Below are 26,035 nucleotides of genomic sequence, written 5' to 3' on the forward strand. Positions count from 1 at the left end.
GTTCACCCAGATGTCACGGGCATCGCCTATTCCCGGCTCGATCCGGAATGGAGCGATTCTCGATGCAGACCTTCTGGCCGAGCCTTCTGCTTTCCGTCACGCTGGCGGCTTCCGCCAGCCAGTCAATGGCCGGCGAAACCCGCGCCAGGCAGATCCTCGACCGCTTCGAACATGCCAACCAGTGGCGCGACCATGTCATGGTGGCCGCCCATCGCGCCGGCAGCATGCAGGCCGGCAAGACGCTCTATGCGGAAAACTCGCTTGCCGCCGTGGAGGGCTCGATCGCGATCGGCGCCGAAATCGTCGAGGTCGACATCCGGCGCTCGAAGGACGGCGCGTTCATCGTCATGCATGACAGCTGGCTCGACCGCACGACGACCTGCAAGGGCGAGGTCATCAACTACACGCTGGCCGAGTTGAAGAGATGCCGGCTGGTGATCGAGGGCACCCATGCCGTCACCAACGAGACCGTCTCGACATTGCGCGAGATGCTGATGGCGACACGGGACAGAATCCTCATCAATCTCGACAACAAGCTCGAGGTCGGCGATCTCCCGGGCATGATCGCGGTGGCGCGCGACCTCGGCATGGCCGAGCAAGTCATCGTCAAGGAAAACCTTTGGAACCAGAACAGGATCAGCACGGTGAAGGCGGCCATGACTGCCGCAGGCGGTGGCTTCCAGTTCATGCCGATCATCGCCGATGACGCGGTCCATGATGCGGGCTTCGCCTCGACGGTCGACCACGTCTTCGCGCCGCGCGCGATCGAACTGATCAACTGGCGGGCGGGCGCCGAGACGCTGACCGAAACCGGCGGGCCGCTGTTCAGCACGCGCATGCGCGCCGAGGCGGTAAGGGGCGACTGGCACATCTGGGCCGACACCTATGCCATCGTCAACAAGCCAGGCGGCTTCCTCGCCGGCGGCCGTGGCGACGAACTGGCGGTCCAGGCCAGCTTGCCGCGCGAAGCCTGGGGCTTCTGGGCCGATCGTGGCGCCACCATCATCCAGACCGACGAGCCGAAAGCGGCGATCGGCTGGCTGGCGGCGAATGGTTATCGGGTGCCCTATGCCGGCACGGGCGAACGCATCGAGCCAGCCGCGACCGCCAGCATCAATTGAACCGCCGCGTCCAAGCAAAAAGGCCGCCCGGAGGCGGCCTTTTCGATTGTCCGAAATTCGAACCGCTTAGCGCTTCGAGAACTGGAAGGAACGGCGGGCCTTCGCCTTGCCGTACTTCTTGCGCTCGACGACGCGGCTGTCGCGGGTCAGGAAGCCGCCCTTCTTGAGCACGGCGCGCAGCGCCGGCTCGTAATAGGTCAGCGCCTTCGAGATGCCGTGACGCACCGCGCCGGCCTGGCCGGAAAGTCCGCCGCCGACGACGGTGGCGATGATGTCGTATTGGCCCGAGCGGTTGGACGCGATGATCGGCTGGTTGAGGATCATCTGCAGGACCGGACGCGCGAAATAGGTCGCGAATTCCTTGTCGTTGACAACAATCTTGCCGGAACCCGGCTTCACCCAGACGCGCGCGATGGCGTTCTTGCGCTTGCCGGTGGCGTAGGCGCGGCCCGACTTGTCGAGCTTCTGGACGTGGACGGGGGCGGCGGCCTGCGTGTTGGTGTTGCCGGTGGCGGCGCCCAGTTCTGCGAGCGAGGAAAGCTCAGCCATCTTATGCGACCTTCTTGTTCTTGGAATTCAGCTTGGCCACGTCGAGGACTTCTGGCTGCTGGGCGACATGCGGATGCTCGGCACCTGCATAGACGCGCAGGTTCTTCATCTGGCGGCGGCCGAGCGGGCCACGCGGAACCATGCGCTCAACGGCCTTCTCGACGACACGCTCGGGGAAACGGCCCTCGAGCAGCTGACGCGCGGTGCGCTCCTTGATGCCGCCGGGGTGGCCGGTGTGCCAGTAATAGACCTTGTCGGTGAACTTCTTGCCGGTGAATACCACCTTGTCGGCATTGATGACGATGACATTGTCGCCGTCGTCGACATGCGGGGTGAAGGTCGGCTTGTGCTTGCCGCGAAGATGATTGGCGATGACAGTGGCGAGACGGCCGACGACGAGACCCTCGGCGTCGATCAGGATCCACTTCTTCACCACATCCGCAGGCTTCTGCGAAAAGGTTGTCATGTTTTCTGCTCTCGGTTCTGACCTTCGGGAGTGAAGGCGTTTCTTGTTGCTTGGATTGGCGAAAGACGCTTGTCATCAGCCAATAACAAAACGGCGGCCTTTGCGGGCCGCTGCTTCGTGAAGGCTTATAGGCGAGCGGAGTAACTGCGTCAAGGTAGCGGAAAAGTCCTGTAGCGCAGAAAAGACTGTAGAAACAGCACGTTGGACTAAAGGTATTATTTTACCACATTGGCGGCGCGCTGCGGCGGGATCGAGTAGGTGCCTGTGGCATGCGCGATCGTGTGTCCTTCGGGGCCGGCGACGATGTCAATGTCGAACACCATCAGGCTCTTGCCGAGCTTCAGGATGCGGCAATGGCCGTCGATCGGCCCGGCCTCGGCCTTACGCACGAAATTTATGTTGAGGTTGGTGGTGACCGAGAGCGCATCCGGCCCGGCATGGCTGAGCACGCAGACATAGCCGCCAATGTCCGCCAGCGTGAACAGGGCAGGGCCGGACACCGTGCCGCCGGGACGCAAATGCCGTTCACCGGCATTGAGCCGTACGATGCAGCCGCCTGGAAACACGTCGATCGCCTCGTAGGCGGCGGCACTCTCGTTGAGTTGGGGAAAGACGGTTTCCATCAACAAATTGATCTGCGTTGCGGTCAGCACCGGCTTGAGGTTGGTCTGGGCGGGCATATCGGTCTCTCGTTCTGCGCCAAGCCTGTATGGGCGCAGCCGGGTGTTTCTGGCAACATATACATCATGCTGGCGCAAGCGATGGGTGTTGGACGAAACCCGATCCGATATTAGATACTCTGCCGGCATCACCGGAATCGCGGAGACCTTAGCCATGGCCGAAATCCTTGCCATCAAGCCTGCTGCCGCCGACGAGGGCCCGGTCACGACAAGACGGGAGAAGGGCGTGCTGCGCCTGACGCTCGCCAATCCGCCCGCCAATGCCCTGTCGCTTTCGGTGATGGTGGCGCTCGTGGCGGAGTTGGAACGCGCCAAGGCGGACAAGGCCGTTCGCGTTATTGTGCTGTCGGCGGCCGGCAAGGTGTTCTGCGCCGGCCACGACCTCAAGGAAATGACCGCGCGGCGTGCCGATGCCGATCGCGGCAAGGCCTTCTTCGAAGAGACCTTTGCCGCTTGCGCCATGCTGATGCAGACGATCGTGCGCCATCCCTTGCCTGTCATCGCCGAGGTGGACGGCCTGGCGACAGCCGCCGGCCTGCAATTGGTCGCCAGCTGCGACCTGGCGATCGCCTCGCACGAGGCGACCTTCTGCACGCCGGGCGTCAACATCGGCCTGTTCTGCTCGACGCCGATGGTTGCGCTATCGCGCAACGTCTCGCGCAAGCAGGCGATGGAGATGCTCTTGACCGGCGAGACGATCGACGCCGCGACCGCCAAGGAGTTCGGCCTCGTGAACCGGGTCGTGCCGCGCGAGTACCTGAATCAGATTGTCACCAAATACGCGCAAACCATTGCTTCCAAATCCACTTTGGTGATCAAGACCGGCAAGGAAGCTTTTTACGCGCAGGCCGAGATGGGCTTGGCCGATGCCTATGCCTATACCGGCCGAGTCATGGTCGAAAACATGCTGGCGCGGGACGCGGAAGAGGGCATCGGCGCCTTCATCGGCAAGCGCAAGCCGGAATGGGCGGACGAATAGGATCATGGAACCGCGCGTCTCCATCATCACCATCGCCACCGACGATCTGGATCGCGCCGTGCGCTTCTACGAGGCGATGGGTCTGAAGCGCCACGCGGGGATCACCGACGGTGTCGCCTTCTTCCAGATGGGCGGCGCCATCCTCGGCCTGTTCCCGCGCCCCAGCGCCGAGGAGGACTCCGGTATCACCTTCGCCCAGGCGCCCTCGGCCGTCTATCTCGCCTACAACACCCGCTCCGATGCCGAGGTCGACGAAGTGCTGGCGCAGGCGGAAAGGGCCGGCGGGCGCATCATCAAGCCGGCCGGCCGCGCCTTCTGGGGCGGCTGGTATGGGTACTTCGCCGATGCCGACGGGCATGTTTGGGAGGTGGCTCACAACCCGGCCTTTCCGATCGCGGACGACGGCACGATTTCGCTGCCTGATTGATGGCCTACCGCAAGCAACTGACACGGCTCAAGGCACCGTACCTCAAACGGATTTTGCTCGACCGGGAGCGGGTTACGGACTGGGAGAAGTATCCGTGGAACCTGCCGCTGTTTCGCGGCCACGCGTTCGAGCTCGAATTCACCACGCCCATCACCATCATCGTCGGCGAGAACGGCACCGGTAAATCCACGCTGCTCGAGGCGATCGGCGCGCTGGCCGGCTATGACGAAGCGGGCGGCGGCAAGGGCTACCGGCCGGTCGACCATTCCGGCGCCATCGACGAGAGTGGCGCCGCACTGGCCAACACATTCCGTAGCCACTGGTTGCCAAAAGTCACTGCCGGCTGGTTCTTTCGCGCCGAATCCTTCTACTCGGTGGCCCGCTACCTCGACCAGGCAGCGCTGGAAGATCCGTTCAAGCCACCGCCGCCGGATTTCCTGTCCTGGTCGCATGGCGAAGGCTTCATCCGCTTCTTCGAGGAGCGCTGCCGCAGGCAAGGCATCTATATTCTCGACGAGCCCGAGAGCGCGCTTTCGCCGACGCGCCAGATCGAATTGCTGAAGATGCTGCGGCGCATGGACCAATCGGGCACCGCGCAGGTGATCATGGCGACCCATTCGCCGCTGTTGATGGCCTGTCCCGGCGCGCAGCTGTTCCGCATCAGCCGCTTTGGGCTCGAGCCTGCCGACTTTCGCGATACGGACCACTTCCGCATGCTGCGCGATTTCAGCAATGACCCGGATGGTTTTCTCGCCGAGGCGTTGTATGAGGACGAGACATGAATCACGATAGCTACGACAACGCCTATATCGGCGGCATCCTCAATTCGGTGAAGTCGATCGCCATGGTCGGGGCGTCGGCCAATGATGTCAGGCCGAGCTATTTCGTCCTGAAATACCTGCTGGCCAAGGGGTTTTCGGTGTTCCCGATCAATCCTGGCCAGGCCGGCAAGGAAATCCTCGGCCGAACGACCTATGCCAGGCTGGCCGACATACCGGAGCCGATCGACATGGTCGATATTTTCCGTAATGCCGCGGCGGTCCCGGGCATCGTCGACGAGGTATTGCAACTCGATCCCTTGCCGAAAGTCATCTGGATGCAGCTTGGCGTGCGCCATGACGAGGCAGCCGCCCGCGCCGAAGCGGCCGGCATCAAGGTGGTGATGAACCGCTGCCCCAAGATCGAGTATGGCAAGCTGTCCGGCGAGATCGGCTGGACCGGCGTCAATTCCGGCGTGCTGTCGTCCAAGAAGCCGCTGATGCGCCAGGGTTTTCAGAGTTTCGGCGTGCGCCAGAAATAGGCGCGGCGCAGAGGCGCAAAATTATTCCGCGGAACGCCGCATTATCCTGCGGTGTGATTGAAGGATCGGCGCCGAAAGGTATTTTCTTCTTTGCATTCGCACGTCGCCTTCGCCAAGAATGCGCGGCCAATTTAGGAAGTTCAAAGGGAGGTTTCAGTGACCCGTTCGCCAGGTTTCAACACGCTCGCCGTCCATGCCGGCGCCAAGCCCGATCCGGCCACCGGCGCGCGCGCCACGCCGATCTACCAGACGACCTCCTTTGTTTTCGATGACGCCGACCACGCCGCTTCGCTGTTCGGGCTAAAAGCTTTCGGCAACATCTACACCCGCATCATGAACCCGACCCAGGCAGTGCTCGAAGAACGCGTCGCGGCCCTCGAGGGCGGCACGGCCGCCCTTGCGGTTGCTTCTGGCCATGCCGCGCAGGTCATCGTGTTCCACAATCTGATGCAGCCCGGTGACAATTTCGTCGCCGCCAACAAGCTTTACGGTGGTTCGATCAACCAGTTCGGCCATGCCTTCAAGAATTATGGCTGGGAGGTGCGCTGGGCCGAAACCAATGACATCTCGACCTTCGAGAACCAGATCGACGACAGGACCAAGGCGATTTTCATCGAGAGCCTGGCCAATCCGGGCGGCACCTTCGTCGATATCGAGAAGATCGGCGACATCGCCCGCAAGCACGGCCTGCCGCTGATCGTCGACAACACGCTGGCCTCGCCCTATCTGATCCGGCCGATCGAGCATGGCGCCGACATCATCGTCCACTCGCTGACCAAGTTCATGGGCGGCCACGGCAATTCGATTGGCGGCGTCATTGTCGACGGCGGCACCTTCGACTGGTCGAAGTCGGGCAAATACCCGATGCTGTCGGAACCGCGCCCCGAATATGGCGGCCTCGTGCTGCACGAGACCTTCGGCAATTTCGCTTTTGCCATCGCCGCGCGCGTGCTCGGCCTGCGCGATCTCGGCCCGGCGATCTCGCCGTTCAATGCCTTCCTTATCCTGACCGGCCTCGAGACCTTGCCGCTGCGCATGCAGCGTCATTGCGACAATGCGATCACCGTCGCCGGCTGGCTGTCCAACCACCCCAAGGTCGCCTGGGTGAATTATCCCGGCCTGCCCAGCGACAAGAACAACGCGCTGCAGAAGAAATATTCGCCGCTGGGCTCCGGCGCCGTGTTCACCTTCGGCCTCAAGGGCGGCTACGAGGCGGGCATCAAATTCGTCGAGGCACTCGAACTGTTCTCGCACCTGGCCAATGTCGGCGACACCAAGTCGCTGGTCATCCACCCGGCATCGACCACGCACCGCCAGCTTTCCGACGAACAGAAGGTCAAGGCTGGTGCCGGACCCGACACGGTGCGGCTGTCCATCGGCATCGAGGATGTCACCGACATCGTCGCCGACCTCGAACAGGCGCTCGCCAAGGTCTGACCTGATATGACCGCGTTTCTTTCCGTCGACACCAAAGGCGTCGAACCCGAATCCGGCGCGCCGGCGCCGGATCGCCTGATCTCGGGCGATCCGAAATTCCGCACCTGGAATGTCGAGGAGCGCGACGGCGGCCTCTATGCCGGCATCTGGGAATCGACCCCGGGCAAGTGGCGCATCGTCTATGAAGAATGGGAGTTCTGCCACATTCTCTCAGGTGTTTCGGTAATCGCCGAAGAGGGCGGCCAAGCGCGCACCGTCAAAGCCGGTGACAGCTTCGTGCTGCGGCCGGGCTTCAAGGGAAGCTGGGAAGTGCTTGAAACGACTCGCAAGGAGTATGTGATCAAGGTTTGAAGCTTGATCACATATCGAGAATCCGATCGGATTTCCGGGCAACTCGCTAGCTAAAAATCGACGGCAAGTCGTTCCAGCCCATGGAAATGGTAAGTGTCGCGGAAGCGTGGCTGTTCGGCGAGATGCAGTTGCGGGTGCCGCTCGAACAAGGTCCTCAGCGAAACCTGCAGTTCGAGGCGGGCCAGCGGCGCACCGATGCAGAAATGGATGCCGGCGCCGAATGATACATTCTTCTGGTCGGTGCGCTCCGGCCGGAAGGTCTGCGGTTCGGCGAAGGCATGCGGATCATGATTGGCCATGCCAAGCAGAAGTCCGATCGTCTGGCCCGGCCGCACGACGATGCCGGGCGCGATTTGGATTTCCTCATAGGCATAGCGCATGAACATGTGCAGCGGCGCATCGAAACGCAGGCATTCCTCGACCGTTGCTGCCGTCACTTCGGGTGAGGTAAAGAAGCGGCGCGGGTCGCCGCCTTGTGCCAGGATGGAGTGGATGGCATTGCCGGTCTGGTGCACGGTTGCTTCGTGGCCGGCGTTGAGCAGCAGGATGGCCGAGGAGACCAGCTCGTCCTCTGACAGTTTCTGGTCGTCCTCCTGGGCCGAGATCAGCAGCGACAGCAGGTCATCGCCCGGCTTCTTGCGCCGTTCGGTCACGTAGCCGCGCAGGAAATCGGAAAATTCGCCCGCGGCACGGTTGGCCGTCTCCTCGGTCTCACGGGTGCGGCCATGGATATACATGGCGACCATTTGATGCGACCAGTCGAGCAGTCGCGGCCCCATCTCCACCGGCACGCCAAGCATTTCGGCGATGATGGTGATCGGCAGCGGGGAGGCGAAGGCCGGCAGGAGGTCGACGGCTTTGCCAGGTTCGAAACGATCGATCAATTCGTTGGCGAGCGCCTCCACGCGCGGCCGCAACCGTTCGACCTGACGGGAGACGAAAGCCCGGTTGACCAGTGTTCTCAGCCGCGTATGGACCGGCGGCTCCAGCTCCAGCATCGAATTGGCTTCGATGCTGTCGAATGCCTTGAGATGGGTCCTGTCTTGTCCGACACCGCGGCTGTCGGGGATGCCGGCCGGGTTCTGTCGGCCGAAACGGCGGTCGCGCAACAGCCGGTTGACATCGCCGAAGCCGCCAAAGCACCAGAAGCCGAACTCTTCCCAGAAAAACGCATTCGAGGCTTCGTGCAGGAGGCCGTACGCCTCGTAAGGATTCAGGAAGAAAGCCGGTTCGCGCGGGTCGAGTCTGAGCCGGCGAGTGGCTGGATCAAAGGCCAGATAGGAGAGCGTCGATTTGGTCATGCCAGACCCATAGCGCGGCTTGCCAGCCCGGTTCCAGACCGTATGTTGCGTCCGGCAGCCCGATGCATTGAGCCAGCCAGCAGGGTTGCGGAAGGTCTGAACGGATGAATGTGATCGTTGTCGGCGCGGGTATCGCCGGTCTGTCCACGGCGTGGTCGCTGGTCAAGGCGGGCCACGCCGTGTCGGTTGTCGAGCAGGGGCCGATCCCCAATCCGCTGGCGGCATCGGGCGACCATCACCGCATCATCCGCCGCGCCTACCGCGCTGGAACCGGCTATGGGCTGCTGATCACTGAAGCCTATGAGGCCTGGGACGAGCTGTGGGCCGATCTCGGCGAGAACCACCTCGACGCGCGGGGCTTCGTCTGCGTTTCGCGCGAGCCCGGCGACGAGGCCGAGGAATACCGCGAGGGCCTGGAAGAGGGAAAATTCCCTTTCGAATTGCTGGGACCGGAGGCAGCCGTCGAGCGCTGGCCGTTCCTTGAGGCCGGCTCGTTCCGCTACGCCTATTTTTCGCGCGAGGGCGGCGCGCTGCATTGCCGCAAAATAGCGGCCGGGCTGGCCAAATGGCTGCGTGCCAATGGAGCCAACGTCTACGAGCACAGCAAGGTGACGGAGATCGATGGTGAGGCCGGCCATATCGTGCTCGAATCCGGCGAGACGATGCAGGCTGACCGCATCGTCGTTGCCGCTGGCGCCTGGGTGCTGAAACTATTCCCCGAACTCGGCGGCGAATTGAAGACCTTTCGCACCGCGCTCGCCTATGTCGAGCCGCCGGCCGATCTCAAGGCCGCCTGGGAGGCGGCGCCCGTCATTCTCGATGTCGGCGGCACGACCGACGGCTATATGATCCCGCTTACGCGGGGCGCCGGCATGAAATTCGGCTCGGGCCTGCACAAGGTGCCGACCAGCGACGCCGACTGGAACCGCGAGCCGGTGCCCGGCGAGGGCGAGGCGATCCGCAACCTGTTTTCGCCGCCGATCGCCCGCATCGAGGAGTACAAGGTGACCGAAGTGGTCACCTGCGCCTACACGTTCACCGATGACGAGAGATTCCTGGCGCATGAGACCGGCAAGTGCCTGGTCGTCTCGGCGTGCTCGGGTCACGGCTACAAGTTCGGCGCGGCGGTCGGGCGTCGTGTGGCCAAAGCCATTGGCGATGGCGATGTCGTCGGTCTTAAGGCCTGGCTGCGGGCCGAGGTGGCCTAAGCCTAGTCCTGGCAGTGCCTTGGAATATGCACCCGCCGCCAGCCGGATGAGCCTTCGCGCACCAGCACGCGGCGCGGGACGGTCTGGTACGCGGCGGGAATATCGATGACGCGCCTTTGCTCGGGCCGCACCAGCACCTCCTCGGCGATGCTGTCATATTGCGCCGGAATGACGACGCGCCGCGTGCGCTCGGGCTGTATCACCACCGTCTCGGCGACGCGTTCAAAGCGTGCCTTGTGCCAAACCTTGCACAACACGCGGCGGCCATGGATGACGCGCCATTTCCAGGAATAGCCGCCGCTATCGACCCTGACGGTGTGGTAGACGGTCCTGGTGGCCGCAGGCACCACTTCATACCGAACCTGGGCCGGCACAGTCACCACCACTCGCTCGCGCGTGCCATAGATCGGCGGATCATAGTCGACGATCTGCTGGCCGGGAGGGCTGACCATGACGTCTTCGTAGACCGTGTCGTAAACGGCCGGTGTGTGGACGGGCTCGTAGCATTCGACGGCGCGACCACCGGCCGCCGTTTGCGAAATCGAGCCGAGCATGGTCATCCCTGCAATGGTGAAGCATGCGGTTTTCCCGGACATGGCACTCCCCGTCTGAACTGTAGGCACAAGTTCAACGTTGAATTGTAGGGGAAGCCGTTGCGGAGAAAAGCGGTTTTGGCGCATTTCGTTAAGTGACGAGGTTAAGAAACTGCTACCCTGGCGGGGCCGGTCGGTATTTGAGGTCGGCGTGGCATCAGCTGCTGCTAATTCTTGCCCGGAAGCTTGATTCGACTTACCCAGATGGCTAGGACGGGTCGGCCTTGCACAAGGATGAGCCGGCATCCTATTTACATCTTAACGATCCAGAACCGATTCTGCCCGAGCTGCCAGCTGTCCGGCGCCGGAATCCCACCGCGAGACAAGAGATAACTGATGAAGAATCCCGTCGAAACCTACATGAACCTCGTTCCGATGGTGGTCGAACAGACCAATCGCGGCGAGCGGGCCTACGACATTTTCTCGCGCCTCCTCAAGGAGCGCATCATTTTCATCACCGGTCCGGTCGAGGACGGCATGGCGACGCTGGTCTGCGCGCAGCTCCTGTTCCTCGAAGCGGAGAACCCGAAGAAGGAAATCAACCTCTACATCAATTCGCCGGGCGGCGTCGTCACCTCGGGCATGGCGATCTACGACACCATGCAGTTCATCAAACCGGCCGTGTCGACGCTGTGCATCGGCCAGGCTGCCTCGATGGGCTCGCTGCTGCTGACCGCCGGCCACAAGGACATGCGTTTCGCCACGCCGAACGCCCGCATCATGGTTCACCAGCCGTCCGGCGGCTTCCAGGGGCAGGCGTCCGATATCGAGCGTCACGCCCAGGACATCATCAAGCTGAAGCGTCGCCTCAACGAGGTCTATGTCAAGCACACCGGCAAGAGCTATGAGGACATCGAGAAGACGCTCGACCGCGACCATTTCATGACCGCCGACGAGGCCAAGGATTTTGGCCTGATCGACAAGGTCATTTCGTCGCGCGAGGCGGCCGAGGGGGCGTTGGCATAAAGGCTAGTTGGCAGTTGGATGGCACCATCACGCGCTTTTGGCGTGTCTTGCGTCATTTCGGCCACAATTGGCTGTTCCCTCGGAGGTCGGGATTGCCTACGTTAAGGCTATGTTGATTTTCGACGGCTTAGCTTTGCGTGGGGAAGCTGCGAATCATTGCCACGTTTTCTGATTTGTGTTTCGTACGGAATACGTTGCGGGAGCCGGAAGACTGGCGGCGGCGGATTCCCGCGATAAATAGAGTATGCGCCCTTTCAGCCAGACCATCGGCGGGCGGCCATGAAAGGACATGAAAATGAGCAAGGTCGGCAACAACAGCGGTGATTCCAAGAACACGCTTTATTGCTCGTTTTGCGGCAAGAGCCAGCACGAGGTGCGCAAGCTGATCGCCGGTCCGACGGTGTTCATCTGCGACGAGTGCGTCGAGCTGTGCATGGATATCATCCGCGAGGAGAACAAGACCTCGATGGTGAAGTCGCGCGAGGGCGTGCCGACCCCGCAGGAGATCCTCAAGGTTCTCGACGACTATGTCATCGGCCAGCCCTACGCCAAGCGCGTGCTGTCGGTGGCCGTCCACAACCACTACAAGCGCCTCGCGCATGCTGGCAAGAACAACGATGTCGAGCTGGCCAAGTCCAACATCCTGCTGATCGGCCCGACCGGCTGCGGCAAGACGCTGCTGGCACAGACGCTGGCCCGCATCATCGACGTGCCCTTCACCATGGCCGACGCCACGACGCTGACCGAGGCCGGTTACGTCGGCGAAGACGTCGAGAACATCATCCTGAAGCTGTTGCAGTCGGCCGACTACAATGTCGAGCGCGCCCAGCGCGGCATCGTCTACATCGACGAGATCGACAAGATTTCACGCAAGTCAGACAATCCCTCGATCACCCGTGACGTGTCGGGCGAGGGCGTTCAGCAGGCGCTGCTCAAGATCATGGAAGGCACGGTCGCCTCCGTGCCGCCGCAGGGCGGCCGCAAGCACCCGCAGCAGGAGTTCCTGCAGGTCGACACCGCCAACATCCTGTTCATCTGCGGCGGCGCCTTCGCCGGGCTGGACAAGATCATTTCGGATCGCGGCAGGAAAACCTCGATCGGCTTCGGAGCTGTCGTCGCCTCGCCGGAGGATCGCCGCACGGGTGATGTTTTCCGCCTGGTCGAGCCCGAGGATCTGTTGAAGTTCGGCCTCATTCCGGAGTTCGTCGGCCGTCTGCCGGTCCTGGCGACGCTGGAGGATCTCGACGAGCCGGCACTGATCCAGATCCTGACCGAGCCGAAGAATGCGCTGGTCAAGCAGTACCAGCGCCTGTTCGAGATGGAAAATGTCGATCTGACCTTCCACGAGAACGCGCTTTCGGCGATCGCCAAGCGCGCCATCGAGCGCAAGACCGGTGCGCGCGGCCTGCGTTCGATCATGGAAGCGATCCTGCTCGACACGATGTTCGAACTGCCGGCGCTCGAAGGCGTGCGCGAGGTTGTGATTTCGGAAGAGGTGGTGACCGGCAGCGCCCGGCCGCTCTACATCTATTCCGAACAGAAGGAAAAGAAGGGCAATGTCAGCGCCTGATATGGCACTTGGCCCTATATTTTTATGGAACGGCGCCCCTGCGGCGCCGTTTTGCTGTGAGGAACCGGCACAGCGTCGCGATGGAGTGGATTGGGGACGATGTTAACTCTTGATCTTTGCCCTGCCTGCCTCCACCTAACACGAGAAGGCCGAGGTGCCCGATTTCTGTGCTGTAAAACTCCCGTCATAAACGGTGGTAGGCGGAACGATCCCCGGTCGTTAATATGAGATTCGCGGTTGGCCTGATGGTGGCCGCGACATGAAAGGTTGGACAATGGCCAAAATATCCAAGGCTCCCAGCGACGGCGTCTTCGCGGTCCTCCCACTGCGCGACATCGTGGTGTTCCCGCATATGATCGTTCCGCTCTTCGTCGGGCGCGAAAAGTCGATCAAGGCGCTGGAAGAGGTGATGGGTCAGGAAAAGCAGATCCTGCTTGCCACCCAGATGAATGCCGCCGATGACGATCCCGAGCCCGATGCGATCTTCGACATCGGCACGCTCGCCAATGTGCTGCAATTGCTGAAGCTGCCCGACGGCACCGTCAAGGTTCTGGTCGAAGGCGCCTCGCGTGCGAAAATCGTCTCCTTCACCGACCGTCCCGACTTCCACGAGGCCAAGGCCACGGCGCTGGTCGAACCGGAAGAGGAGGAGGTCGAGGTCGAGGCTCTGGCCCGCTCGGTCGTCACTGACTTCGAGAACTACGTCAAGCTGAACAAGAAGATCTCGCCCGAAGTGGTGGGTGCCGCTAGCCAGATAGACGACTATTCCAAGCTCGCCGACACGGTTGCCTCGCATCTTGCCATCAAGATCCCTGAAAAGCAGGAAATGCTGGCCACGCTTTCCGTCAAGGAGCGGCTGGAAAAGGCGATGGGCTTCATGGAAGCCGAAATCTCCGTCCTGCAGGTGGAGAAGCGCATCCGCTCGCGCGTCAAGCGCCAGATGGAGAAGACGCAGCGCGAATACTACCTCAACGAGCAGATGAAGGCGATCCAGAAGGAGCTCGGCGAGGGCGAGGACGGCCGCGACGAGGCCGCCGAGATCGAGGCTCGCATCAAGAAGACCAAGCTCTCCAAGGAGGCCCGCGAAAAGGCGGATGCCGAATTGAAGAAGCTCAGGACGATGTCGCCGATGTCGGCCGAATCGACTGTCGTGCGCAACTATCTCGATTGGCTGCTGTCGATCCCGTGGGGCAAGAACTCCAAGGTCAAGCAGGACCTGGCCTACGCGCAGAACGTGCTCGACACCGATCACTTCGGCCTCGACAAGGTCAAGGACCGCATCGTCGAGTACCTTGCCGTGCAAAGCCGCCAGAAGAAGCTGAAGGGGCCGATCCTGTGCCTCGTCGGCCCTCCCGGCGTCGGCAAGACCTCGCTCGGCAAGTCGATCGCCAAGGCGACCGGTCGCGAATTCATCCGCATGGCGCTTGGCGGCGTGCGTGACGAGGCCGAGATCCGTGGCCACCGGCGCACCTATATCGGCTCGATGCCCGGCAAGGTCATCCAGTCGATGAAGAAGGCCAAGAAGTCCAACCCGCTCTTCCTGCTCGACGAGATCGACAAGATGGGCCAGGACTTCCGTGGCGATCCGTCGTCCGCGCTGCTCGAGGTGCTCGACCCCGAACAGAACTCGACGTTCATGGACCACTACCTCGAGGTCGAATACGACCTGTCGAGCGTGATGTTCGTGACGACGGCGAACACGCTGAACATCCCTGCGCCCCTGATGGACCGCATGGAGATCATCCGTATCGCCGGCTACACCGAGGACGAGAAGATCGAAATCGCCAAGCGGCACCTGATGCCGAAGGTGATCCGCGATCACGCGCTGCAGCCAAAGGAGTTCTCCGTCGGTGAGGACGCGATCCGCGCCATCATCCAGACCTACACCCGTGAAGCGGGCGTCAGAAGCCTGGAGCGCGAGCTGATGAAGCTCGGGCGCAAGGCGGTGACCGAGATCCTGAAGACGAAGAAGAAGACGGTGAGCATCACAGCGGCGAACCTCGCCGACTATCTCGGTGTTCAGCGCTACCGCTTCGGCCAGGTCGAGGCTGACGATCAGGTCGGTGTCGTCACCGGTCTTGCCTGGACGGAAGTCGGCGGCGAGCTGCTGACGGTCGAAGGCGTCATGATGCCCGGCAAGGGCCGCATGACGGTGACCGGCAATCTGCGCGACGTCATGAAGGAATCGATCTCGGCGGCGGCCTCCTATGTCCGCTCGCGCGCCATCGATTTCGGCATCGAGCCGCCGCTGTTCGACAAGCGCGACATCCACGTGCACTTGCCGGAAGGCGCCACGCCGAAGGACGGTCCGTCCGCCGGTGCCGCCATGGCCACGGCCATCGTGTCGGTGCTGACGGGTATTCCGGTGCGGGCGGATGTGGCGATGACTGGCGAGATAACGCTTCGCGGCCGCATCTTGCCGATCGGCGGCCTCAAGGAGAAGCTGCTCGCCGCACTGCGCGGCGGCATCAAGAAGGTGCTGATCCCGGAAGACAACGCCAAGGATCTGGCGGAGATCCCGGACAACGTGAAGAACGGCATGGAAATCATTCCGGTCTCACGCGTCGGTGAGGTGTTGCGCCACGCGCTGGTGCGGATGCCGGAGCCGATCGAATGGGTCGAACCGGTCAATCCGCCGGCTTCCACGGACACCAGCGATGACGCTGGAAAGTCGCTTGCGCATTAGTTTTTTCTAAGGTTGCAGCGCACAAACAGAAAGCCGGGCCTCGCGCCCGGCTTTTTCATGTGAAAAACCCCGGAATTCCGGGCTTTTTCCGCTTTTTTCCTGCCTTTTCGACTTGGTTGCGGGAACGCTTCTTTCTAAAGTCCGTTTCCTGCCGGATGAGTCGTGAGTTCCGGTGTTCTCATGGAAGGGAATTTTTATGAACAAGAACGAACTGGTGTCCGCTGTCGCCGACGCCGCGAGCATTTCGAAGGGTGACGCGCAGTCTGCGGTCGATGCAGTGTTTTCTGTCATCTCCGGCGAACTGAAGAAGGGCGGCGATGTCCGGCTTGTCGGCTTTGGCAATTTCACCGTGTCAAAGCGCGCCGCATCCACCGGCCGCAACCCGCAGACCGGCGCCGAAGTGAAGATCCCGGCGCGCACCGTGCCGAAGTTCTCGGCCGGCAAAGGTCTCAAGGACGCCGTCAACTAAGCGCGTTTTTATTTTTGAAAAAAACCAGAAAAGCCGGGCTTGCCCGGCTTTTCTTTTTCGGCGTATTGGGCCGGACGGTAGCTCCTCAAGCTGTCGGGGCGTCGGCGCGCATGAGGCCTTCGTTCTTGAGGTCAGCCCAGAGCGCTGCAGGGAGTTTCGCGTCCAGGAGCGAGCGGTTGCTCTCGACCTCTTCAGGCCGCTGACCGCCGGGGATGACCGAAACCACCGACGGGTGCAACAGCGGGAACTGCAGGGCGGCTTCGATCAACCTGACCCCATGGCGCTTGCAGACGGCCTCGATGCGCGCCACGCGATCGAGCACATCCTGCGGCGCCTCGGAATAATTGTAGTAAGCGCCGGGCTTCGGTCCGGTGGCCAGGATGCCGGAATTGTACGGGCCGCCGAGAACGATGCCGATGCCGCGTTTCTGGCATAGCGGCAGGAACGATGTCAGCGCCTCCTGTTCCAGCAGCGTATAGCGCCCGGCAAGCAGGAACAGGTCGAAATCGCCGCGCTCGGCCAGGGTCTGGGCCACCTGCCATTCGTTGATGCCGCCACCGAACGCTTTGATGACGCCCTGGTCGCGCAAGGCGAGCAGGCCATAATAGCCCGAACGCATGAACTCTTCGATGCGCCGTTCGGACGCCTCCTTGCTGCCGTGGGTGAAGACATCGACATCGTGCACGAACAGGATATCGATGCGGTCGACGCCAAGCCGCTCCAGCGAGGCCTCGAACGAGCGCATGACACCGTCATAGCTGTAATCGTAGACCTCCTTGCGCGACGGCGTGTCGAAGAACTTGCCGATGCCGGTGCGCTCTTCTAGCGGGCAGGCGCGCATGATGCGGCCGACCTTGCTCGACAGCACGTAGTCATCGCGTTTCCTGGACCGCAGGAACGGGTTGAGGCGCGTTTCCGACAGTCCGAGCCCATAGAGGGGCGCGGTGTCATAATAGCGGCAGCCGGTCGCCCAGGCGGCCTCCAGCGTCGCATTGGCATCCTCGTCGGAGACGGCGCGGTAAAGATTGCCGAGCGGCGCTGTACCGAAACCCAGCTCCGTGAAGGTGATGCCGCCATTGCCGATGCGGTCGAAATGCCGTGTCTTCATGTCCTGAAATTTCCCGGATTGATTTGTCTGACATGACACTATCACGCTCGTGGCTTGGCAAAAGCGCCGCTGAGCGTTGGACACGCATTTTCCCGGTTGCTAGCATGAACGAAATCAAGCTGTTCCGGGGAAAAGCGTGATCAGGAATTGCCAATCCAATTCGATTGCCGGCGCGCAGGCGCGGCCGTGAGCAACTCCAGCTCGGAGATGTTCAAGACCGCGCTCGATGAGCTTGGCGCGGTGCTGGCGCGCGTTGATGGCGATCGGATCGACGCCGCCTGTGGGATGCTGGTCGATGCCAGACAAATCGTCGTCTATGGCTGCGGCCGCGAGGCCCTGCAGGTGAAGGGCTTTGCCATGCGGCTTTATCATCTGGGCCTGCCGGTTTCGGTCGTCGGCGACATGACCACCCCGCCTGTAGGGCAGGGCGATGTCCTGCTTGTCAGTTCCGGACCCGGCGAAACCTCGACCGTACTCACCCTGATGCGCATCGCGCGCGAGGCAGGCGCGACCGTCCTGCTCCTGACCGCCCAGGCAGGCGGCAGCGCCGCAGGGCTGGCCGATTTGACGCTGCTGATCCCGGCGCAGACCATGGCCGACGACCAGGGGCCGCAAAAGACGTCGGTGCTGCCGATGGGCTCGGTGTTCGAGGGCGCGTTGTTCCTGCTGTTCGAGACCATGGTGCTGAAACTCAGGGAGATGACCGCGGCGTCGCCGGAAGCCATGCGCGCCCGCCACACCAACATGGAATAGATCATGCGCTATGAACTGATGCTGCCGCACCAGATCCGAAAGGCAATCGCCCAGAATTGGCCGGTCGCGCTGCCGCTCGGCGTGCTGGAATACCATGGCGAGCACATGGCCGTCGGCATGGATACGCTGGCAGTCATCAAGACGCTGGAGCTGTTCGAAAAAGAGAGCGATGTCGTCATCCTGCCGCCCTTCTACTATGGCGCGGCGAGTTACGCGGTGGCACCGCCGGAAGGCAGCGGCTCCGTCCAGGTCGGCGGCAATCAACTGGCGCCATTCGGCGAGGCGCTGTTCTACAGCCTGCTGCGCATTGGGTTTCGCAACATCCACGCCATCATTCATCACCAGACCGAGAATTTCGCCGCCGGCATGCCGACGGATCTCGCCTTCAAGACAGCAGGCAGACAGGCGATCTTCCGCTTCCTCGAGAAGCAGCGCGGCGAGGGCTGGTGGGGCTCCGAGACAATGGCCGACTACTATGCCGGACATGCCGAGGGCGAAAACTTCTTCAACTGGGTGCAGGTGCATCCGCTGATGCCGGCCGCCATGAACGGCAAATATCCGTTCGACCATGCCGGCATCGGCGAGACATCGCTGATGCTGGCGCTATGCCCGGAAGCGGTGGACGCCGCGCATTTCGCGGACAACAAAAGCTGGTATACGGCAACTGCGGCGGAAGCCTCGGCAGCACTTGGACAGAAGGGCGTCGCCATGATCATGGATCATCTGCGCGCGATCCTGAAGGCTTAGATTAGCGCGACCTTTCTCCGACCGAGGGGAGGTGAAGACGCCCGGTCACTTCACCGCGCCAGCGGTCATGCCCATGATCAGGTAGCGCTCCAGGGCGATGCCGATGACGGCAAGCGGCGCGATCGCGGCCGTGGCAAGGGCTGCCATCGACCACCAGTTGATGCCTTGCGAGCCCGTCTGGCTGGCGACCATGACGGGAATAGTCTTGGCGTCCGTGGACGTCAAAAGGGCGGCGAAGAAGTACTCGTTCCAGCACAGCACCATCGCCAGGATGAAGGCGGCCACCATGCCCGGCAGCGCGATCGGCATGACAATACGGAAAAAGGCGCCCCAGATCGACAGGCCGTCGACGAGGGCTGCTTCCTCGAGTTCGACGGGGATGGAATTGAACTGGTCGCGCATGATCCAGATGACGATCGGCAGCACCATCAGCGTGTAGAGCAGGATCAGCCCGACGCGGGTGTCGAGCAATCCGACTTCGCGGTAGAGCACCAGGAAGGGCAGGGCCAGCACCACCGGCGGCAGGATGAGCTGCGACAGGAAGAAGAAGGAGATGTCCTCGTTCTTGAACCAGGCGAAATGGTAGCGGTAGCGGGTCAGGCCATAGGCGGCGAGGCTGCCGATGATGATCGCCAGGCTCGACGCGCCAACCGAGGTGATGACCGAATTCATGAAGCGCTTGAGGAACTCGTCGCGCACCGTCGATGTCTGGAAGATCGAGTCCGGCGACAGGCCAAGCGATCGCCAGCCTTTCCAATCCGGCTGGAAGTCGACGAACGGGATCAGGTGGCCCTGGGTGACATCCACCGCCGTCTTGAAGGATGTGGTGATGGTCCAATAGATCGGAAACAGGCAGATGAAGCCCCAGCAGGCGAGCGCGCCATAGATGAAGACGCGGCTGGCGAGGAAGCTCGCCGGCGAGCGGATTTCGGATGCGACGTAGTCGGTGGTCTGAACGCTCATCTCTACCTAATTCACATTGCGCACGAAACGGCTGGCGAACTTCAACAGCCAGGTCACGAACACCACGATGATGACGAGATAGACCATCGCCAGCATGGTGCCATAGCCAACATTCGAGCGGTCGCGGTATTCGCGGTAGATGAAGCTCGAGACCGAATCGGTGGCGCCGCCCGGACCGCCCGAGGTAACCGTGATGATGATGTCGGCAAGCTTCAGCTTGAAGATGATGCGCAGGATCACCGCCGTCACCGACACCGGCAGCATCAGCGGGAAAGTGACCTGCCAGAAGGTTTGCCAGGCCGTGGCGCCGTCGACCCGTGCCGCCTCCAGCACCTCGCGCGACATCGCCTGCAGCCCCGCCAGCAGCATGATCATCATGAACGGGATGAAGGTCCAGGCGTCCAGCAGCATGATCGAGATGCGGGCGGTGATCGGGTTCGAGAAGAAGGCCGGGTCTTCCCAGCCGAGATGGCGCGCCAGCGTGGCTGCCGGTCCAAAGCGGTATTCCATCAGCGACTTGCCGATCATCCACGACACCGCGACCGGCGACAGCATGAGCGGCATCAGGAACACCACCCGGAAGAACTTTCGAGCCCGGATCTGCGCGTTGAGGAGCAGTGCCAGGCCAAAGGCGATGACATATTCGACCAGCACCGCCAGCACATAGAGCACCATGTTGAACAGGGCGTTGCGGTAGTAGGGGTCGGCGAGCATCTGCCAGAAGTTGTCGAGCCCGTTGAACCTGCGGCCGCTGAAGGAGGAGAGGTTCCAATCGGTCAGCGCGATGTAGAAGCCGAACAGGGTCGGGAAGATCACCATCGCAATGGTGAACAAAAGGGCCGGCAGCAGGAACAGCGCGCGCTGGCCGTCCTCGCCGCGTGTCAGAACCTGGCCGATGCCGATCGCCACACCCCACAGCACATAGGCGTAGACCACGGGCCGCCATGTCTCGAAGCCGATCGTATCGACCTCGGTCTTGTAGAGGATCTGCACCACGATCGTCGCCAGCAGGCCGAGCGTGGCAATCGCCATCAGCGCCCAGCCCAGACGCCTGCGGCCCGGCGGGATCAGATCATAGGGGGCGGCGTCTGCCGGCCACTGGGTCGCGGTCGAAGTCTGGTCAGTCACAAATCTCGCCCGTTTGGAAGGGAAGCTGTGGCCCGGCGTTGCCGCCGGACCACGGTTTATAGGGCAGCCTACATGCCGAGCGAGGCCTTGTAGAGCTTGATCTGCTTGTCGCGGCCGATCTGGTCGGTCAGCTTCTCCCAGGCGGCTGCGATGGCATCGGCGCCTTCCTGCGCCTTCATCTTGCCGGCGAAGGTGTTGGCCAGGATATCCTCGGCGGCGCTGTAATACTGGAAGATGCCGGGGATGCGCGGCTCGATCGCCGCGTTGGGATGGTTGTAGCTGTCGCCTTCCGACTTCAGGTATGAGGTGATGAACGCCTCGTCGTAGCCGGCCGCCACCCACTCCGGAATGTCGAAGTGCGAATTGCGGTAGGGCTGGAAGCCCGACGGATACATCGCCGTCCAGATCGACAGGTCCTTGCCGCCGAGATGGGCGGCAGCCGACCATGCCGCCTTCTTCTTCTTTTCGTCGCTATCGACGCGGGCCATGACATAGACGCCCCAGCCGAGATAGGCGCAGTTGGGCGAATAGTTCGGGCCGCTGGCGAGCTTCTCCCACTTGCCGGTCTTGGAGTTGTAGACATCGTCGGAGCCCGGCAGGATCGAGAAGCCGGTGACATCGCCGATGACCGAGCTGTCATTGGTCTTGACGTTCGAGCCGACGTCGCCCCACCAGGGGATCATCGAGCCGGTGCCGGCCAGGAACTGCTGGAAGGCGGTGGTGTTCGGGTCGGCATTGATCTGGTCGGCCGGCTCCGACGGCAGGGCGTCGATGACGTCCTGGATGGCGCGTACCCAGGCCGGATTGTTGATGCGTGGCTTCATCGTGTCGGCGTCGAACAGCCAGGCCTTGTCGTCGGGATGCTTGGCGTAGGCGGTGGCACGGCTGCCTAGGAAGTAGAAGCCGAACCCGCCCCAGGGCTTGGGCGCGTCGAGGTAGCCGTAGACATCCTGGCCCTTGAACTTCTTGCCCTTGAGGAACTTGGTCACGGCCTGAACCTCTTGCCAGGTCTTAGGCACGCCCCATTCGCTCGTCGCCCCGCCATCCTTCCACTGCTTGGCGAGGTCGGCATCGGCAAACACGTCGGTGCGGTAGTTGAAATTGTGCGCGTCGCCGTCGATGGTGACCCGATACTGCTTGCCATCCCATGTGCCGACGGGCGGCTTGAGGTAGTTGACGAGATCGTCGAAGTCGATCTGCTTCTTGACCCAGTCGGGCATCTCCGAAGTCAGACCCTTGCCGCAGACGTCGCCCTCGAACGGCGCGCCCATCTCGATGATGTCGAAGTCGACGGTGCCGGTGGCGATCGACTGCTGCAGGCGGGCGTTGTAGTCGGCCTGCGCCAGGTCGATCCAGCTGATCTTGGCGCCGGTATAGGTCTCCCATGGCTTCAGGAAACCACGGAACAGCACATTGTGCAGGTTCTGGTTGTTGAGGCCCATGAAGGTGAGCTCGACGCCGGCGAACTCGCCTTCCTTGACATTGGCCTTGGTCGCCTCCAGGCAAAGCTCGCCGACCTTCTGAAAGTCGGCGTCTGTCGGCTGGCCTTTGCCAACCCCGGGGATCTGCAGGATTTTCGAGCGCAGTTCGCTTGCGGCGGAAGCCGGGCGCGTCAGCGCGCCAAGTCCGGCGCCGGATGCGGCGGCGATCGCGGCCATCGAGGCCGCGCCCTTCAATATGTCGCGCCTTGTGGCGCCGGCACGTACCAGTTTGTCGTAAAGACCTACTCGCATGGACTATTTCCTCCCAGAACGTTAGTCGTGAATCGAAAGTGCCAATCGTGCCGGGCGCTGGCCTTTTAGAAGCGAAATCAGGACCCCGGCCTGCGTCGCTTCGCGTTCCGTTTTTTCGGGTAGAGTACCGGCGTTCGGATTGGCGCTCGTCACTATTCTCACAACCAAACGCCGTGTCAACGAGGACGGGTTTTTATCTATAAGAGACCGACTTGCCCTGACCGGTCGCGTTGGTTAGCTTCTGCGCCTGCGGCCAGTGGAGCCGATGGGGGAACGATGGCTCAAGTCGCGATCAGCAATGTGGCCAAGGCGTTTGGAACCGTCAAGGTTCTGCACGAAGTCAGCGTCGACATTGCCGATGGCCAGTTCGTCGTGCTTGTCGGCCCGTCCGGTTGCGGAAAGTCCACGCTGCTCAGGATGGTGGCGGGGCTGGAGACCGTCTCCGGCGGCACCATCGCCATCGGTGACCGTGTCGTCAATCACCTGCCGCCCGCAAAACGCGACATCGCCATGGTGTTCCAGAACTATGCGCTCTACCCGCACAAGACGGTCGAGCAGAACATGGCCTTCGCCCTCAAGCTGCGCAAGACCGATCCGGCCGTGGTTGCCGAGCGGGTCAAGCGCGCCGCCGACATCCTCGACCTCAGCCCCTATCTGAAGCGCTACCCGCGCCAGCTTTCCGGCGGCCAGCGTCAGCGCGTCGCCATGGGGCGCGCCATCGTGCGCAATCCGCAGGTATTCCTGTTCGACGAGCCGCTTTCGAATCTCGACGCCAAGCTGCGCGTCCAGATGCGCACCGAGATCAAGGAACTGCACCAGCGGCTGAAGACCACCACCATCTATGTCACCCACGATCAGATCGAAGCCATGACGATGGCCGACAAGATCGTCGTCATGCGCGATGGCCGCATCGAACAGGTCGGCGCGCCGCTGGAGCTTTTCGACCGGCCGGCGAACCTTTTCGTTGCCGGCTTCATCGGCTCGCCGTCGATGAACCTGCTCAAGGGTACCGGGCGCAAGGGCGGCGTCGAGATTGCCGGAACGCTATTCCCGGTCGCTCCGAACAACACCGTCGAGGAAGGGCGCTCCGTCGTCTATGGTGTGCGCCCCGAACATCTCGAAATCCATCCCGAAGGCGTGCCGGCGAAGATTTCCGTGGTCGAGCCGACCGGCTCGGAAACCCTGGTGTTCCTCCGCTTCGGCGACGGCGAGATGGTGGCGCTGTTTCGCGAGCGCCATGACTTCAAGCCCGGCGATACGCTGAAGCTCCGGCCAAGGCTCGACCATATCCATCTGTTCGACGCCGAGGCCGGCAAGCGTCTCTGATCTCAAACGCACTCCACGAGGACCATCATGCTCAAAGGGATCGATCCGTTGCTCAATGCCGACGTGCTCCAGGCATTGCGGGCGATGGGGCATGGCGACGACCTGATCATCGCCGACACCAACTTCCCGTCCGATTCGGTGGCGCGCCAGACGGCGCTCGGTCGGGTGCTGCGCATCGATGCGCCAGCGGCGCAAGTGGTCAAGGCGGTGCTGTCGCTCTACCCGCTGGACACGTTCGTCGATGATTCCGCCGCCCGAATGGAGATCGTCGGAAAGCCGGACGAGATCCCAGCCGTGCAGAAGGAAGTGCAGAAAGAGATCGATGCCGCGGAGGGCAAGTCCTGGCCGATGGTGCCGGTCGAGCGTTACGCCTTCTACGAGCGCGCCAAGCAGGCCTATTGCGTCATCCAGACCGGCGAACGCCGCTTCTACGGCTGCTTTGCCTTCCGCAAGGGCGTCGTGCCGCCGGATGCGGAGTAGCGGCATGGCCTCGGGCAAGCCGGTCGTCATCCTCGGTGTGTTTGTCGCCGACACGGCCTACAGGGCCCAGCGCCAGCCGCGCATGGGCGAAACGATCCTTGGCAATTCCTTCAAGCTGGGGCCAGGCGGCAAGGGGTCGAACCAGGCCGTGGCCGCTGGCAAGCTGGGGGCCGACGTCGCGTTCCTGACCCGCCTCGGTGTCGATGCCTTCGCCGACATGGCCAAGCGGACCTGGAAGGATGCCGGCGTGAAGAGCGCCGCCATCGACACGCCGGACAGCTACACCGGTGCCGCCTATATCTTCGTCGAGGAGGGGAGCGGCAACAATGCCATCATCGTCAGCCCCGGCGCTGCCATGCTGATCACGCCCGAGGACATCGAAGCCAATGCCGACCTTATCAGGGGTGCCGGTGTTTTCGTGACGCAGCTCGAACAGCCGATCGATGCCGCGATGCGGGCGTTGGAGATCGCGCGCGGGGCCGGGGTGACGACCATCCTCAACCCGGCACCGGCGGCAAAGCTACCCGACCGCATCTATACGCTCTGCGACTATCTTACACCGAACGAGACAGAGACGGAGGAGTTGACCGGGCTGAAAGTTTCTTCGGTCGACGAGGCCCGCGCCGCCGCCGGCAAGCTGCTCGAAAAAGGCGTCGGCACGGTCATCGTCACGCTGGGCGAAAAGGGCGCGCTCCTGCACACGAAGGATCGCTCCGAGCATGTTTCCGCCATCAGTGCCGGCCCTGTCGTCGAAACCACCGGCGCGGGGGACGCCTTCAACGGCGGCCTGGCCGCAGCACTTTCGCGCGGCGTGGAGCCGCTGGAGGCGGTGCGCTTCGCCTGCGCCGTGGCCGGCATTTCGGTGACCCGTCCAGGCACGGCACCGTCTATGCCGACATTGCAGGAGGTCGAGGCGTTGCTGGCCAAGCGCTGAGGCTGCTCAGGGTTCGCGGGGTCCCGGAGCCCAGACCGTTCTGGCCTCCGGGTCAGTGGGCGTTGAGAAGCTACTGCATGACGTAGCAGCGCTTTCCCTGGTCGGGAGCGGGATCGCCGAATGCATCGTTGTCGCATTGGACGCCATTGCGGAACACGTCCTGCGTGAACCGGCCGCGGGCGCCATACCTGACCACCTTGCGGCCATAGAAATCGCAGAATTCGCCTTCCTCGGCGCAGACCGCCCACTTCTCGCGGCGTGGCTGATCGTAGTCGTCGTTCGACTCGTCACGGTCGCGCTTCACGATGAAGCAGAACTTTTCCTTGCCCGGCGCGGGATCGCCGAAAACGCGATTCGAACAGGGTACCGCGTTGCGCTCGATGTAACGCGAGGTCGTGCGGCCCCTGGCGCCGTAGACGACCTCGGCGGGATAGGGCAGGCGGCAGATCTCACCCTCGCGAGCGCATCGCTGCAGCCGGTCGGCCGACGCGGCGGCGGGAAAAAGGACGGATGCGGCCGTCGTCGCGCCACCCAGGCAAATCAGCGTGAATATCGTGCGCGTGGAAATGTTCGGTGCAATTGACATTACGTCCTCCATGCCATTCCGGCAGCATACTGCAATGTGGCTGCCTGCGGCATGAATCGAGCGTTTTGTGGGCGATTGCGCAAGCAGATTCGCAACGACCAAGTCGTCCGCTGTCCGCAGGGCCTCTTCGTCCGTTGCTTGGCGACCCACACGAATCGCGTCGTGGATTCCAAG

General features: G+C 62.5%; 27 protein-coding genes. 17 read left to right on the forward strand and 10 right to left on the reverse strand.

Annotated features, from left to right (window positions below):
- Nucleotides 1-62 precede the first annotated feature (62 nt).
- Nucleotides 63-1,121 carry a glycerophosphodiester phosphodiesterase family protein gene (locus FJ954_RS16310; protein ID WP_140661961.1) on the forward strand — a complete coding sequence of 353 codons (1,059 nt, stop codon included), beginning with the start codon at nucleotides 63-65 and terminating at the stop codon, nucleotides 1,119-1,121.
- Nucleotides 1,122-1,187: 66 nt separating this feature from the next.
- Here the strand turns inward: FJ954_RS16310 and rpsI are convergent, their stop codons facing one another.
- From rpsI to FJ954_RS16325, 3 genes are all read right to left on the reverse strand, one after another.
- Nucleotides 1,188-1,670 (reverse strand): 30S ribosomal protein S9, encoded by a 483-nt coding sequence (rpsI, locus tag FJ954_RS16315; RefSeq protein WP_015318209.1) that lies wholly within the window; start codon nucleotides 1,668-1,670, stop codon nucleotides 1,188-1,190.
- Between the two features lies 1 nt (nucleotide 1,671).
- A complete protein-coding gene (gene rplM / locus FJ954_RS16320) occupies nucleotides 1,672-2,136 on the reverse strand; it encodes a 50S ribosomal protein L13 (RefSeq protein WP_010915638.1) in 465 nt (154 codons plus the stop codon).
- 215 nt (nucleotides 2,137-2,351) lie between these two features.
- Nucleotides 2,352-2,816 (reverse strand): PaaI family thioesterase, encoded by a 465-nt coding sequence (locus tag FJ954_RS16325; protein WP_140661962.1) that lies wholly within the window; start codon nucleotides 2,814-2,816, stop codon nucleotides 2,352-2,354.
- A 154-nt stretch (nucleotides 2,817-2,970) separates the two neighbouring features.
- On the opposite strand from FJ954_RS16325, the gene FJ954_RS16330 reads away from it, so the two are divergent.
- The 6 genes from FJ954_RS16330 to FJ954_RS16355 all read left to right on the forward strand — a co-directional run bounded on the left by FJ954_RS16330 (nucleotide 2,971) and on the right by FJ954_RS16355 (nucleotide 7,310).
- The gene (locus FJ954_RS16330; RefSeq protein ID WP_140661963.1) at nucleotides 2,971-3,795 is read left to right on the forward strand and encodes an enoyl-CoA hydratase; all 825 of its coding nucleotides are present in this window, start codon (nucleotides 2,971-2,973) and stop codon (nucleotides 3,793-3,795) included.
- A gap of 4 nt (nucleotides 3,796-3,799) precedes the next feature.
- Complete coding sequence (locus tag FJ954_RS16335) at nucleotides 3,800-4,222, forward strand: VOC family protein (RefSeq protein WP_140661964.1); 423 nt, start codon at nucleotides 3,800-3,802, stop codon at nucleotides 4,220-4,222.
- Complete coding sequence (locus FJ954_RS16340) at nucleotides 4,222-5,004, forward strand: AAA family ATPase (RefSeq protein ID WP_140661965.1); 783 nt, start codon at nucleotides 4,222-4,224, stop codon at nucleotides 5,002-5,004. Before FJ954_RS16335 ends, FJ954_RS16340 begins: the two co-directional genes overlap by 1 nt.
- Nucleotides 5,001-5,522, forward strand: a complete 522-nt coding sequence (locus FJ954_RS16345) for a CoA-binding protein (protein ID WP_140661966.1) — start codon at nucleotides 5,001-5,003, stop codon at nucleotides 5,520-5,522. Before FJ954_RS16340 ends, FJ954_RS16345 begins: the two co-directional genes overlap by 4 nt.
- 156 nt (nucleotides 5,523-5,678) lie before the next feature.
- Complete coding sequence (locus FJ954_RS16350; protein ID WP_140661967.1) at nucleotides 5,679-6,959, forward strand: O-acetylhomoserine aminocarboxypropyltransferase; 1,281 nt, start codon at nucleotides 5,679-5,681, stop codon at nucleotides 6,957-6,959.
- Nucleotides 6,960-6,965: 6 nt separating this feature from the next.
- Complete coding sequence (locus FJ954_RS16355) at nucleotides 6,966-7,310, forward strand: cupin domain-containing protein (RefSeq protein WP_140661968.1); 345 nt, start codon at nucleotides 6,966-6,968, stop codon at nucleotides 7,308-7,310.
- A gap of 50 nt (nucleotides 7,311-7,360) precedes the next feature.
- On the opposite strand, the gene FJ954_RS16360 is transcribed toward FJ954_RS16355, so the two are convergent.
- Nucleotides 7,361-8,611, reverse strand: coding sequence for a cytochrome P450 (locus tag FJ954_RS16360; protein WP_140661969.1), 1,251 nt, complete (start codon nucleotides 8,609-8,611; stop codon nucleotides 7,361-7,363).
- Between the two features lie 104 nt (nucleotides 8,612-8,715).
- Between FJ954_RS16360 and FJ954_RS16365 the strand changes: the two genes are divergently transcribed.
- Entirely contained in the window at nucleotides 8,716-9,819 is a 1,104-nt protein-coding gene (locus tag FJ954_RS16365) for an FAD-dependent oxidoreductase (protein ID WP_140661970.1), read from the forward strand.
- A gap of 2 nt (nucleotides 9,820-9,821) precedes the next feature.
- Here the strand turns inward: FJ954_RS16365 and FJ954_RS16370 are convergent, their stop codons facing one another.
- Entirely contained in the window at nucleotides 9,822-10,415 is a 594-nt protein-coding gene (locus tag FJ954_RS16370) for a hypothetical protein (RefSeq protein ID WP_140661971.1), read from the reverse strand.
- A 333-nt stretch (nucleotides 10,416-10,748) separates the two neighbouring features.
- On the opposite strand from FJ954_RS16370, the gene clpP reads away from it, so the two are divergent.
- The 4 genes from clpP (at nucleotide 10,749) to FJ954_RS16390 (ending at nucleotide 16,103) form a co-directional block, all read left to right on the forward strand.
- Nucleotides 10,749-11,378, forward strand: a complete 630-nt coding sequence (gene clpP, locus FJ954_RS16375; protein WP_015318198.1) for an ATP-dependent Clp endopeptidase proteolytic subunit ClpP — start codon at nucleotides 10,749-10,751, stop codon at nucleotides 11,376-11,378.
- Nucleotides 11,379-11,673: 295 nt separating this feature from the next.
- Nucleotides 11,674-12,948, forward strand: coding sequence for an ATP-dependent Clp protease ATP-binding subunit ClpX (gene clpX, locus FJ954_RS16380; protein WP_013532190.1), 1,275 nt, complete (start codon nucleotides 11,674-11,676; stop codon nucleotides 12,946-12,948).
- Nucleotides 12,949-13,222: 274 nt separating this feature from the next.
- Nucleotides 13,223-15,634: an endopeptidase La gene (gene lon / locus FJ954_RS16385; RefSeq protein WP_015318197.1), complete on the forward strand. Its 2,412-nt coding sequence runs from the start codon at nucleotides 13,223-13,225 to the stop codon at nucleotides 15,632-15,634.
- A 196-nt stretch (nucleotides 15,635-15,830) separates the two neighbouring features.
- Complete coding sequence (locus FJ954_RS16390; RefSeq protein WP_015318196.1) at nucleotides 15,831-16,103, forward strand: HU family DNA-binding protein; 273 nt, start codon at nucleotides 15,831-15,833, stop codon at nucleotides 16,101-16,103.
- Nucleotides 16,104-16,188: 85 nt separating this feature from the next.
- Here FJ954_RS16390 and FJ954_RS16395 read toward each other — a convergent pair whose 3' ends face one another.
- A complete protein-coding gene (locus FJ954_RS16395) occupies nucleotides 16,189-17,211 on the reverse strand; it encodes an aldo/keto reductase (protein ID WP_140661972.1) in 1,023 nt (340 codons plus the stop codon).
- A gap of 186 nt (nucleotides 17,212-17,397) precedes the next feature.
- On the opposite strand from FJ954_RS16395, the gene FJ954_RS16400 reads away from it, so the two are divergent.
- Both FJ954_RS16400 and FJ954_RS16405 read left to right on the forward strand, forming a co-directional pair.
- Complete coding sequence (locus FJ954_RS16400; protein ID WP_140661973.1) at nucleotides 17,398-17,964, forward strand: SIS domain-containing protein; 567 nt, start codon at nucleotides 17,398-17,400, stop codon at nucleotides 17,962-17,964.
- Between the two features lie 3 nt (nucleotides 17,965-17,967).
- A complete protein-coding gene (locus FJ954_RS16405; protein ID WP_015318193.1) occupies nucleotides 17,968-18,711 on the forward strand; it encodes a creatininase family protein in 744 nt (247 codons plus the stop codon).
- Between the two features lie 45 nt (nucleotides 18,712-18,756).
- Here FJ954_RS16405 and FJ954_RS16410 read toward each other — a convergent pair whose 3' ends face one another.
- From FJ954_RS16410 to FJ954_RS16420, 3 genes are all read right to left on the reverse strand, one after another.
- Nucleotides 18,757-19,674 carry a carbohydrate ABC transporter permease gene (locus FJ954_RS16410; RefSeq protein WP_023773222.1) on the reverse strand — a complete coding sequence of 306 codons (918 nt, stop codon included), beginning with the start codon at nucleotides 19,672-19,674 and terminating at the stop codon, nucleotides 18,757-18,759.
- A 6-nt stretch (nucleotides 19,675-19,680) separates the two neighbouring features.
- Nucleotides 19,681-20,802 (reverse strand): sugar ABC transporter permease, encoded by a 1,122-nt coding sequence (locus tag FJ954_RS16415; RefSeq protein ID WP_015318191.1) that lies wholly within the window; start codon nucleotides 20,800-20,802, stop codon nucleotides 19,681-19,683.
- Nucleotides 20,803-20,870: 68 nt separating this feature from the next.
- Nucleotides 20,871-22,535 carry a sugar ABC transporter substrate-binding protein gene (locus FJ954_RS16420; protein ID WP_015318190.1) on the reverse strand — a complete coding sequence of 555 codons (1,665 nt, stop codon included), beginning with the start codon at nucleotides 22,533-22,535 and terminating at the stop codon, nucleotides 20,871-20,873.
- Nucleotides 22,536-22,811: 276 nt separating this feature from the next.
- On the opposite strand from FJ954_RS16420, the gene ugpC reads away from it, so the two are divergent.
- From ugpC to rbsK, 3 genes are read left to right on the forward strand one after another with little or no spacing between them, the layout of a single operon-like run.
- Entirely contained in the window at nucleotides 22,812-23,861 is a 1,050-nt protein-coding gene (ugpC, locus tag FJ954_RS16425) for a sn-glycerol-3-phosphate ABC transporter ATP-binding protein UgpC (protein WP_015318189.1), read from the forward strand.
- A gap of 27 nt (nucleotides 23,862-23,888) precedes the next feature.
- Nucleotides 23,889-24,341 (forward strand): RbsD/FucU family protein, encoded by a 453-nt coding sequence (locus FJ954_RS16430; RefSeq protein WP_140617019.1) that lies wholly within the window; start codon nucleotides 23,889-23,891, stop codon nucleotides 24,339-24,341.
- A gap of 4 nt (nucleotides 24,342-24,345) precedes the next feature.
- Entirely contained in the window at nucleotides 24,346-25,275 is a 930-nt protein-coding gene (rbsK, locus tag FJ954_RS16435) for a ribokinase (RefSeq protein ID WP_140661974.1), read from the forward strand.
- Between the two features lie 70 nt (nucleotides 25,276-25,345).
- Here rbsK and FJ954_RS16440 read toward each other — a convergent pair whose 3' ends face one another.
- Nucleotides 25,346-25,861, reverse strand: coding sequence for a hypothetical protein (locus FJ954_RS16440; protein WP_015318186.1), 516 nt, complete (start codon nucleotides 25,859-25,861; stop codon nucleotides 25,346-25,348).
- Between the last annotated feature and the right edge of the window lie 174 nt (nucleotides 25,862-26,035).

The sequence above is a fragment of the Mesorhizobium sp. B2-3-15 genome, assembly GCF_006442875.1.
Lineage (GTDB): Bacteria > Pseudomonadota > Alphaproteobacteria > Rhizobiales > Rhizobiaceae > Mesorhizobium > Mesorhizobium australicum.

Excerpts from the sequence above, each read along its gene's own strand:
- rplM (WP_010915638.1), bottom strand. The coding sequence starts at position 2,136 with ATGACAACCTTTTCGCAGAAGCCTGCGGATGTGGTGAAGAAGTGGATC.
- FJ954_RS16325 (WP_140661962.1), bottom strand. The coding sequence starts at position 2,816 with ATGCCCGCCCAGACCAACCTCAAGCCGGTGCTGACCGCAACGCAGATC.
- FJ954_RS16340 (WP_140661965.1), top strand. The coding sequence starts at position 4,222 with ATGGCCTACCGCAAGCAACTGACACGGCTCAAGGCACCGTACCTCAAA.
- FJ954_RS16365 (WP_140661970.1), top strand. The coding sequence starts at position 8,716 with ATGAATGTGATCGTTGTCGGCGCGGGTATCGCCGGTCTGTCCACGGCG.
- ugpC (WP_015318189.1), top strand. The coding sequence starts at position 22,812 with ATGGCTCAAGTCGCGATCAGCAATGTGGCCAAGGCGTTTGGAACCGTC.
- FJ954_RS16440 (WP_015318186.1), bottom strand. The coding sequence starts at position 25,861 with ATGTCAATTGCACCGAACATTTCCACGCGCACGATATTCACGCTGATT.
- FJ954_RS16390 (WP_015318196.1), top strand. The coding sequence starts at position 15,831 with ATGAACAAGAACGAACTGGTGTCCGCTGTCGCCGACGCCGCGAGCATT.
- lon (WP_015318197.1), top strand. The coding sequence starts at position 13,223 with ATGGCCAAAATATCCAAGGCTCCCAGCGACGGCGTCTTCGCGGTCCTC.
- FJ954_RS16355 (WP_140661968.1), top strand. The coding sequence starts at position 6,966 with ATGACCGCGTTTCTTTCCGTCGACACCAAAGGCGTCGAACCCGAATCC.
- FJ954_RS16410 (WP_023773222.1), bottom strand. The coding sequence starts at position 19,674 with ATGAGCGTTCAGACCACCGACTACGTCGCATCCGAAATCCGCTCGCCG.
- FJ954_RS16310 (WP_140661961.1), top strand. The coding sequence starts at position 63 with ATGCAGACCTTCTGGCCGAGCCTTCTGCTTTCCGTCACGCTGGCGGCT.
- FJ954_RS16330 (WP_140661963.1), top strand. The coding sequence starts at position 2,971 with ATGGCCGAAATCCTTGCCATCAAGCCTGCTGCCGCCGACGAGGGCCCG.
- FJ954_RS16360 (WP_140661969.1), bottom strand. The coding sequence starts at position 8,611 with ATGACCAAATCGACGCTCTCCTATCTGGCCTTTGATCCAGCCACTCGC.
- FJ954_RS16345 (WP_140661966.1), top strand. The coding sequence starts at position 5,001 with ATGAATCACGATAGCTACGACAACGCCTATATCGGCGGCATCCTCAAT.
- FJ954_RS16335 (WP_140661964.1), top strand. The coding sequence starts at position 3,800 with ATGGAACCGCGCGTCTCCATCATCACCATCGCCACCGACGATCTGGAT.
- FJ954_RS16430 (WP_140617019.1), top strand. The coding sequence starts at position 23,889 with ATGCTCAAAGGGATCGATCCGTTGCTCAATGCCGACGTGCTCCAGGCA.
- clpP (WP_015318198.1), top strand. The coding sequence starts at position 10,749 with ATGAAGAATCCCGTCGAAACCTACATGAACCTCGTTCCGATGGTGGTC.
- clpX (WP_013532190.1), top strand. The coding sequence starts at position 11,674 with ATGAGCAAGGTCGGCAACAACAGCGGTGATTCCAAGAACACGCTTTAT.
- rpsI (WP_015318209.1), bottom strand. The coding sequence starts at position 1,670 with ATGGCTGAGCTTTCCTCGCTCGCAGAACTGGGCGCCGCCACCGGCAAC.
- FJ954_RS16405 (WP_015318193.1), top strand. The coding sequence starts at position 17,968 with ATGCGCTATGAACTGATGCTGCCGCACCAGATCCGAAAGGCAATCGCC.
- FJ954_RS16395 (WP_140661972.1), bottom strand. The coding sequence starts at position 17,211 with ATGAAGACACGGCATTTCGACCGCATCGGCAATGGCGGCATCACCTTC.
- FJ954_RS16420 (WP_015318190.1), bottom strand. The coding sequence starts at position 22,535 with ATGCGAGTAGGTCTTTACGACAAACTGGTACGTGCCGGCGCCACAAGG.
- rbsK (WP_140661974.1), top strand. The coding sequence starts at position 24,346 with ATGGCCTCGGGCAAGCCGGTCGTCATCCTCGGTGTGTTTGTCGCCGAC.
- FJ954_RS16370 (WP_140661971.1), bottom strand. The coding sequence starts at position 10,415 with ATGTCCGGGAAAACCGCATGCTTCACCATTGCAGGGATGACCATGCTC.